Annotated in this window: 9 protein-coding genes; 1 reads left to right on the top strand and 8 read right to left on the bottom strand. The window is 29.3% G+C overall.

All coding sequences use genetic code 11. The features are described from left to right. Positions 1–352: 352 nt before the first annotated feature. The gene (locus BM384_RS12705; protein WP_090014138.1) at positions 353–1,795 is read right to left on the bottom strand and encodes a glycoside hydrolase family 1 protein; all 1,443 of its coding nucleotides are present in this window, start codon (positions 1,793–1,795) and stop codon (positions 353–355) included. 261 nt (positions 1,796–2,056) lie between these two features. On the opposite strand from BM384_RS12705, the gene BM384_RS12700 reads away from it, so the two are divergent. Beyond that, on the top strand, positions 2,057–3,001 hold the full coding sequence (locus BM384_RS12700) for a DNRLRE domain-containing protein (protein ID WP_090014136.1): 945 nt from the start codon (positions 2,057–2,059) through the stop codon (positions 2,999–3,001). Between the two features lie 86 nt (positions 3,002–3,087). Here BM384_RS12700 and BM384_RS12695 read toward each other — a convergent pair whose 3' ends face one another. The 7 genes from BM384_RS12695 to BM384_RS12670 form a co-directional block, all read right to left on the bottom strand. Beyond that, positions 3,088–4,275, bottom strand: a complete 1,188-nt coding sequence (locus BM384_RS12695) for a class I SAM-dependent rRNA methyltransferase (protein WP_090014134.1) — start codon at positions 4,273–4,275, stop codon at positions 3,088–3,090. A gap of 295 nt (positions 4,276–4,570) precedes the next feature. Further along, the gene (locus BM384_RS12690) at positions 4,571–5,875 is read right to left on the bottom strand and encodes a TRAP transporter large permease (protein WP_090014132.1); all 1,305 of its coding nucleotides are present in this window, start codon (positions 5,873–5,875) and stop codon (positions 4,571–4,573) included. A gap of 1 nt (position 5,876) precedes the next feature. Next, a complete protein-coding gene (locus tag BM384_RS12685) occupies positions 5,877–6,359 on the bottom strand; it encodes a TRAP transporter small permease (protein WP_090014130.1) in 483 nt (160 codons plus the stop codon). After that, the gene (locus tag BM384_RS12680; protein WP_090014128.1) at positions 6,346–7,398 is read right to left on the bottom strand and encodes a TRAP transporter substrate-binding protein; all 1,053 of its coding nucleotides are present in this window, start codon (positions 7,396–7,398) and stop codon (positions 6,346–6,348) included. The genes BM384_RS12685 and BM384_RS12680 overlap by 14 nt, the downstream gene beginning before the upstream one ends. A 477-nt stretch (positions 7,399–7,875) precedes the next feature. After that, on the bottom strand, positions 7,876–8,184 hold the full coding sequence (locus tag BM384_RS18275) for a DUF1858 domain-containing protein (RefSeq protein ID WP_242946030.1): 309 nt from the start codon (positions 8,182–8,184) through the stop codon (positions 7,876–7,878). A gap of 9 nt (positions 8,185–8,193) precedes the next feature. Beyond that, positions 8,194–8,751 (bottom strand): PAS domain-containing protein, encoded by a 558-nt coding sequence (locus BM384_RS18270; protein WP_242946029.1) that lies wholly within the window; start codon positions 8,749–8,751, stop codon positions 8,194–8,196. Between the two features lie 208 nt (positions 8,752–8,959). Further along, the coding region (locus BM384_RS12670) for an integrase core domain-containing protein (protein WP_139232076.1) at positions 8,960–9,229 on the bottom strand (270 nt) is incomplete at its 5' end.

Raw genomic sequence — 9,229 nt, 5'->3', positions numbered from 1 at the left:
AGAGTAGTATATGAATTTATTCATTACAAAATCAGACAGGTTGAATAAGGAATTAAACAAGCTTTATAAAGTTTTATAAGGTTTTGGCAACGGTATAAATTAAATAGCTATAAACAAAAACATAGACATTTGTTTCCACAAAGAAACTAGCAAAGCAAAGGCACATTCATTCAAACCTTAAAAAAATAAACAAAATTGAAAGCCATAAATATTAAACTTATCAGGTTTAGAACAATACTGATATAAATAAAATGAGGATTCATATTATGATTAATCATTAACATTGAATCCCCATTTTTCTATATATAACTAGTATAAAAGTTTATTTTCATGTGGCTTTATTTAAAAATTTCTATAACTCTTTTCCGTTTGTCTTTATAACATTTTGATACCAATAAAAACTATCTTTTTTATATCTATCCATAGATGCTCCTTCTTCTTCCTCTCTATCTACATAGATAAAGCCATAACGTTTTTGGTATCCATTAAGCCAGCTTAAAAGATCTGTTATAGACCATGTACAATAAGCTAAAACTCTACATCCTTCATTAACTGCTTCTTTTAATTCTTCAATATGAGCTTTTAAATATGCTATTCTGTAATCATCATGAATCTTATTATCTTCTGTCTTCTTATCAAAGGCACCTAATCCATTTTCTGATATTACTATTGGTAAGTCATATCTACTTGTAATGATTCTACAGCACATTCTTATACCCATTGGATCTATTGTCCAATCCCAGTCAGTTGTTTTTAAGTATGGATTTGGTGGGTTCTTATATATTCCTGGTTTTCCTGATACTTGGCTTGTACCCTTCTTACCAGTAGTATTCATTTCAGCCATTCCAACTCCATCAATTGGATTGTATTCTACAACTGCTGATTGATAGTAGTTAACTCCCATAAAGTCAACCTTTGCACCATTTTTTAATAACTCTTCATCGCCTGCTTCCATTGTTGGAGCAACCTCTTGTGATTCAAGATATCTAAATGCTGCTCTTGGATATCTACCATAAGCATATACATCCATCCACCAATATGTTTGTAAATCATCATAGTCAGCCTTAGCCATATTATTAACTGGATTACAGTCTATAGCATAGCTAGGTGTAAATGCATAACTTGCACCTATTTTTCCTTCTGGAACCATTTTCTTAAAGGCAATTACTGTTTTAGCATGAGCTAAAAATGCATGATGGTTTACTTGATAGAACATCTTTAAGTCATTTTTCTTTCCTGGTGGGTGTGTAGCCATTATCCAGCCATGTTGAGTATAAACATTTTGTTCATTTAATGTTATCCAATACTTAACTCTATTTCCATAACGCTTGAATAATGTTTTTGCATATTTTTCGTAATCATCGATTATTCTTCTACTTTCCCATCCGCCATATTCATCTTGAAGTGCTTGTGGTAAATCCCAGTGATAAATAGTTACCATTGGTTCAATACCATATTTTAAGCACTCATCTATAACGTTATCATAAAACTGTAAGCCTTTTTCATTAACCTGTCCTCTTCCTTCTGGATAAATTCTAGGCCATGATATTGAAAATCTATAAGTTTTTAAACCAAGTTCAGCCATTAAAGCTATATCTTCTTTATATCTATGGTAATGATCTACTGCAATATCCCCTGTTGTTGCTTTGAAAGTTTTTCCGGGTATTCTAACAAAGTTGTCCCATATACTTCTTCCTTTTCCATCTTCCTCAGCAGCACCTTCTACCTGATATGCAGCTGAAGCACTTCCCCAAAGAAAGTCATCTGGAAAACCTTTATTCTCTTTAAAATACATTCCCATCCTCCTCATATACAATAAATTTATAGACATTTAAATAATTTGTACCTACAAATTCATTTTATCAAAATCATTCCATTTTGTCCATATTTTATGTTAACATTTTCAATCTTTTTCTTTTTAAATCAAATATAACCTACTTCTCCTGCTAGTAATATATTTGATTACTTTAACAAAATAACTCTTTCAATAATATATTAATAAATATAACAACTACTGTTTTTACTTTTATAATATTGTAATTTAGGAGTATATTATATGAATTCAATTTTAATAGAACCTAAAAATTCCACCTTTATTAGTAATGTAGAAAAAGAAAAAAACTTTTCTTCTCTGGATTACTTATCTATAAGTAACTGTATTTCAGATAACTCTAACATAAAATGTTTGTCTCTTCTAAACTTTGATATTGATATTATTAAAAATGCTTCTATATTACTTCATACTGCAGAACTTATAGTTCCTATAGAAATACTTAAACAAAGCAAAACAAAATATGAAAAGAATATTTCCATACTTAATAATACTGAAAGCTTCTGTGAAAACTCTGTAACATGGAATACAAAACCTAGTACTAGTTTATTTAGTAAAACTCCTATAAGAAACTGTAATTCTTCAACAAAGTACTTAACAATTGATGTTACAGAACTTATATGTGACTATCTTTATAATAATCTTCCTAATAACGGAATAACCATTGAATGCTGTGACCCTGATTTATTAATGATTTTACCTAAATATAAAATTATGTATTCTATTAAGCTATTTGTAAAATACAGTATTAAAAATAATGAAAGTACATGTCCTGCTTTGTATCTTCAACATAAATGTCCATGTACACAATTATTAAAGTCTAAAGAAGCAATACATTTTAATAAAATTACTGAAGATGCCTCTTTAAATATTTCTTATGATAAAGAATGTTCAATTATAACAATTTGCAAAAAGGGGCTTTATAACTGCTATTGGCAATCATATATAGAAGGTTCAAATAGTGAATCAGAAGTTAGAGTTTCTTTAAAAAATTTAACAAAAGATGAAATAATTAATTCACAGTCTTCTTTAGTGATGCCTGGTCTTTTTAGCGGTTATGCCTTAATTAATGTTAGTGAAGAGGGAGAACAGTTCGCTTTAATTAACGATTCAGAAGGCGAAATAGAATTATCAAGAGACCAAGCTTCTATATTAATATATAATTTATGATTAAAAATATAAGGCTATATAATTTTAACCTACTGTTCATTTTGATTAAAAGTTATATAGCCTTAAGAATTTAATTAATTATTATTTTAATGTTTTCTTACAAAAACAACCTTTAAGTAGTCTCCTTCTTTAAATTTATCTGTAACTGCAAAATCTTCTGGAAGAGTATACTCTTCTAAAATAGAATATCCAAATCCCTTTTCTTCAAAAGCTGCATCAATAAACTTTTTAAATTTATCCATATTAAATGTAGCACAGTTTGTAGAGCATACAATTACTCCTTCATCTTCTGTAACATCAATAGCATCCTTTACTAAATCCTTATAATCATGAGCTGCACTAAATCTATGATCTTTAGAAGTAGCAAAACTTGGTGGATCTAATATTACTACATCAAACTTTTTGTTTTCCTTAATTGCTTCTTTAAAATATAAGAAAATATCTTGAACAACTATTTCATGTTTATTGTAGTCTATTTTATTAATTTCAAAGTTCTCTCTAGTTTTTTCTAAACTTCTAGATGCTAAGTCAACACTTGTAGTAATAGCTCCTCCTCTAGCTGCTGCCATTGAAAAAGCTCCAGTATAAGAGAAAGTATTTAAAACAGTTTTCCCCTTAGAATATCTGTCTTTAATAGCTTTTCTAACATTCTTTTGATCTAAGAATACTCCAACCATAGCCCCATCATTTAAGTAGATAGCAAAGTTAACATTGTTTTCTTTTACTATTAAAGGTTCTGGTGCCTTTCTTCCACAGTAGAAGCTATCTTCATCTGTAACCATTCCGTTTTGCTCAAATCTTTTCTTTTCATATATACCTTCAAAGGATACTAAAGCTTTAATGGCTTTTATTATATGTTCCTTAAATCTATAAGCACCTCTACTATACCAAGTTATTAAATAGTATTCATCGAAATAGTCTATTGTTAAACCACCTATTCCATCACCTTCACCATTAAATACTCTAAAAGCATTAGTTGTTTTTGAATGATAGAATTTCATTCTCTTTGAAAAAGCATTCCAAAGCTTTTCATAAAAAAACTTATAATCAAAATTACTCTTTTTACTATTGCTTAAAATCCATCCACATCCTTTGTTTTGATTACCATAATAACCTCTTCCTAAAAATTGATTCTTTTTATCCTGAAGAACTATTATGTCTCCTTCATTTTTAAGGGCCTCTGGATTTTCTAAAGCTTCTCTTGTAACTAATGGATATTTATTTTTATACTTATTTACATACTCATTTTTAACTATAAGCGTTGTTTCTTTCATTATATGTACCGTCCTAAAACTCATTTTTATATTAAATTTCTATCACATTATATCCTAACATCCATATTTAGTAAAGGGAACAAAGTGGCTGATGCTATGCTTTTTTAATGTATAAGCTACTCAGTGGAAATGTTTCCTTTATCTTTAACGTTATGGCTCCTTATATATCGTATAATACTATAATCATTGACTTTTCTGTTTTTTTAGTTTGCCCTTTCTTTTATAGAAAAAAAACTCCTTTTTAGAAGTCACCTAAAAAGGAGTTTTAGTTTATTTTAAGAGATTATTATCCTTATTATTTAAGTCCACATAATCTTGGTATTAACATACTCATATCTGGAATAAATGTTACCAAAAGAAGTACAATTATAATTGCCACATAGAATGGAAGTAAATGTTTTATAACTTCTTCAAGCTTAACATTACCAACTTTACATCCAACAAATAAGGTATTACCAACTGGTGGAGTAATATTACCTATACAAAGGTTAAATACAAGCATTATACCAAATTGTATAGTTGACATTCCAAAGTTTTGAGCTATTGGTAAAAGGATTGGTGTAAATATAAGTACTGCTGGAGTAAGATCCATAAATGTACCAACTATTAAAAGCATAACATTCATTGCAAGTAATATTATAACCTTATTGCTTGATAAACCTAAGATGAATTTTGTTATCATGCTTGGTATATTAGTAAAAGCTAAAACCCATGACATAATAGAAGATACACCTATTAAGAAAATTATTATACCAGTCATATTTACTGTGTTTAATAAAATATTCTTTATATCTTTAAGCTTTATTGTTCTATAGAATACAAAGGCTAAAATAAAGGCATATACAACTGCAATGGCTGCTGCTTCTGTTGCTGTAAAGATACCACTTAGAATACCACCTAAGATGATTACTATTAAAGAAAGACTTGGAACAGCATCCCATAATACCTTAAGAGCTTCTTTAATAGATATTCTTTCACCCTTACTTCTATAGTTATGCTTTCTAGCTATAAAGAAGGCAACTACCATAACACCTAAGCCCCATGCAATACCTGGAATATATCCTGCCATAAATAAAGCTGCAACTGAAGTTCCTCCACTTACTAATGAATATACAATAAGTGAATTACTTGGAGGAATTAATAATCCTGTTGGTGCAGATGCAATATTAACTGCTGCTCCAAAGTTTTTATCATATCCTTCCTTTTCTTCAATAGGAAGCATTGTACCACCAATAGCTGCACAAGCTGCAACCCCTGAACCACTAATAGAACCAAATAACATATTACCAACAACATTTGTATGAGCTAAAGCTCCTGGAAGTCTTCCTGCAACAAGCTTTGCAACATTAACAAGTCTTGCAGCAATTCCTCCTGAGTTCATAATGTTCCCTGCTAAAACGAAAAATGGAATAGCAAGTAATGGAAAGGAATTAATTCCTGTAAAAATTCTTTGTGCTGCTGTAAAAACTGAATTATCCCATGGTAAAACTACAAGTGCTCCAGCAACTGATGAAATTCCAATAGCAACACATATAGGTGCTCCTAATATTAATAATGCAACAAAGACAACTAATAAAACTCCCCCTGTCATAAGTGCCATACTACTCTACCTCCTTCTTTAGTTCAACTGTCATATCATGTATATTAAGTATGTTATAAATTACAGTTAAAACTCCTGATATAGGAAGAGCTAAGTATATATATCCCATAGGAATTTCTAATGAAGAAGATGCTTCACCCATACATAATGAGCACATCTTTGCTCCTCCAAAAATTAATATAAATATAGCAAATATAGCTATTATAATTTCTGAAACTATTTTTAAACGTAGATTATTCCTTCTATTCATCTTATCTAATACAAAAGACATTTTCATATGATCCATTTTTCCAAATACATAAGCTGCTGCAAATAAAGCAGTCCATATAAAAGAAATTAATGTTAATTCTTCAGTAACTGTACTTGGATTATTTAATACATATCTTGATATAACCTGCCATGTAGCTGCCAGTGTCATAAATACTAATAATACGCAACATATGTATCCAAGAACCTTATCTAATACTTCTCTAATTTTCTCCATTAGTATTTCCTCCTTGTTCTTTATCTGCTAGCTTATCGCCTTTTTCTCTTATTTGATCATATACTTTCTTCATTTCTGGTTTCTTAGTATATTCTTTATGCAAATCTTCCATCTTTTCTTGGAATGGTTTTATATCTGGATAGTAGAACTTAACTCCCATTTCTTCTGCTTTTGCTTTAGCTTCATCAGCACATTTTTCCCATTCATCTAATTCCCATGAAGTTGCATACTCTGCTGCATCAAAGAATACTTGTTTATCTTCTTCATCTAAATCATCAATTAAGCTTGTACTCATAACTAAAATATCTGGAAGCATTGCATGCATATTATATGAATAACATTTAGCAACTTCTCCATGTTTATTGTTAACAAGAGCTAATTCATTATTTTCTGCTCCATCAATAACACCTTGTTGAAGACCTGTATAAACTTCACCAAAGGACATTGGAGTTGCTGATGCTCCTAATGCTTCAAGCATTTTAACATTAGTTGGACTTGTTTGAACTCTGATTTTTAATCCTTTTAAATCATCTGGAGTCATTATAGGCTTGTCTATTGTATAAACATTTCTAACACCAGCATCAAACCATGTAAGTCCAATAAATCCACTTTCCTTTGTTGCTTGGAATACTGGATCTACAATTTCCTTATCATTCATAACTGCATGATAGTGATTAACACTATCCATTATGTAAGGTAAGTTGAAAACTGTATATGCATCATTAAATGCTTCTAACACTCCAAGCCCAACAATTGCCATATCAACTGCACCTGTTTGAGTTAATTCAACTGTTTGACTTTGAGCACCTAATAATTCATTTGGATAAATTTGAATGTCATATTTTCCATCTGTTTTCTCTTCAACATAATCCTTTAACTTTAAAAGTGCTTCATGTTCAGGGTGGTTTTCATTTTGTGCATGAGCAATTCTAATTATTCTCTTTCCATCACCACTTGAATTTCCACACTGGCTAAAAATACTTGTAGACATAAATACCATAGCTAAAAGTAGCCCTAATCGTAATATTTTTTTTCTCATAAATTAACCTCCTTAGTATGACTGCTACTCTGTTAACGTGTGCAGAAATATCAATATGGATCTTATTAATTAAATATATACCCCAGCATAATTGATTAACTACAACTTAACTCATTGTTATTTACAACATTAATTTAACTATATATCTGCTTTTACACACGTTATCATTTTACTGTAAAAAAATTATTTCTTGTATTTTTTTATATTACTGTAATTATTATACAAGCACCTGAAAACTTTTTCAATAATAATTTTACATTTTTACTCATTTTATTATTTTTTACAGCAAAAAAAGTGTGGAATGTCACGCTTTTTAGATGAAAAAGCACCTTTATTATCCTTATAGTAAGCGATCTTTAAGTGAAAGGACTTTTAAATTGTATTACTTTAATATGCCAATAGTATTCAATTTTAAATAATAAAAGAGCTAAATACTTATGCATTTAACTCTTTTATCTATAGACTAATATATATTTTTTACTTACCTTTTATTTCATTAATTAACTTATTAATATGTTCTATAAGTTCATCTAATGGCATACCTGTTCTATCAGATGCATGACCTATTGTTGCTTTTTTAATCATTACTTTTCCAAGGGGTATTTTTAATGTCTTAAATCCAGGATTAATTTCTTCCATTCTATTTTTTAATTGTGGATAACGACTAAATAAATCGCTAATTTTTGTTTCTTTTGTAAGAACTAAGTCCTCTTTATGATTTCCTTCAGTATTTTCAGAAGTTTCTTCTACTTCTTCTTCCTCTTCTTCTATCTCCTCTATTCCCATATTATTTTTTCACCATGTTAATAGTGTCTGGCTTCCAGTTAAACTTCTAATATGAGTGCAATCCTGCATCATTTCTAAGATTCCTCTAAATTTTCCTTCATAATCTCTAATTGCAATATAAGTTATGTGAATAAATAATTCTGGCTTATTAATCCAAAATTCTGCCAAGTCTTCTTCTCCACTTCTAAACTTCTCTACAATTTCCTCTACTATATGTACAGACTTTCTAGAGTGACAGTTCTTCACATCACGACCTATAACATTTTTACTTCTTGGGAAAATTCTATGTTTAGTATCTGTATAGAATTTTACTATTTCATTTTCATCAACATAGCTTAAATCAACTGGCATGTTTTTAAAAATTAAATTTATTTGTTCTAATGTAAGCTTACCTGTAGCTACATCTAATTCCTTGCTTCCAGTTGAATATCCATACTTTTCTAAAAGATGCTGTAATTCTCCTGCAAAACCTTTATTATTATTTAAAGATGATGATACATTTTTTGGTGCTTCCTTTAAATTATCTTTAATATATGCAAAGCCAATTTCTCTATCTCCAGACTTCATATATTCAAATTCTTCATCACTTATAAATGCAATACTTGTTGGATATAAAACACTTTCCTCCTTTTTAACAAGATCTCTTATATCTGCAATAAGAGCTACTTGGTGTTTTATAAATTTGTCTTCATTATTTTCTAATAACTGAATGGTACTATGTCAAGAAAAAGTACAAATTAAATTCGGATAAATTATATTATTACATTTTTCATAGTTAACATGCATTTTTTATATTTTCTGAGTAATATTTATCTTCATATTCATTTGGAGATAAATATCCACAGTGACTATGTATTCTTACTGTATTGTAAAAAGTTTCTATATACTCAAAAATAAGCTTATATGCATGTTTGTAATCTAAAATTTTATAACGATTTATCCACTCTCTTTTAATAAGAGCATGGAAGGATTCTATGCAGGCATTATCCCATGGATAAGCCTTTTTCGAATAACTTGTAATCATATCTTTTGTTGCTATTCTATA

The organism is Clostridium sp. DSM 8431 (assembly GCF_900116755.1).
Classification (GTDB): domain Bacteria; phylum Bacillota; class Clostridia; order Clostridiales; family Clostridiaceae; genus Clostridium.
The sequence above is the reverse complement of the archived record's forward strand: the minus strand, read 5'-3'. Positions and strand labels throughout refer to the sequence as shown.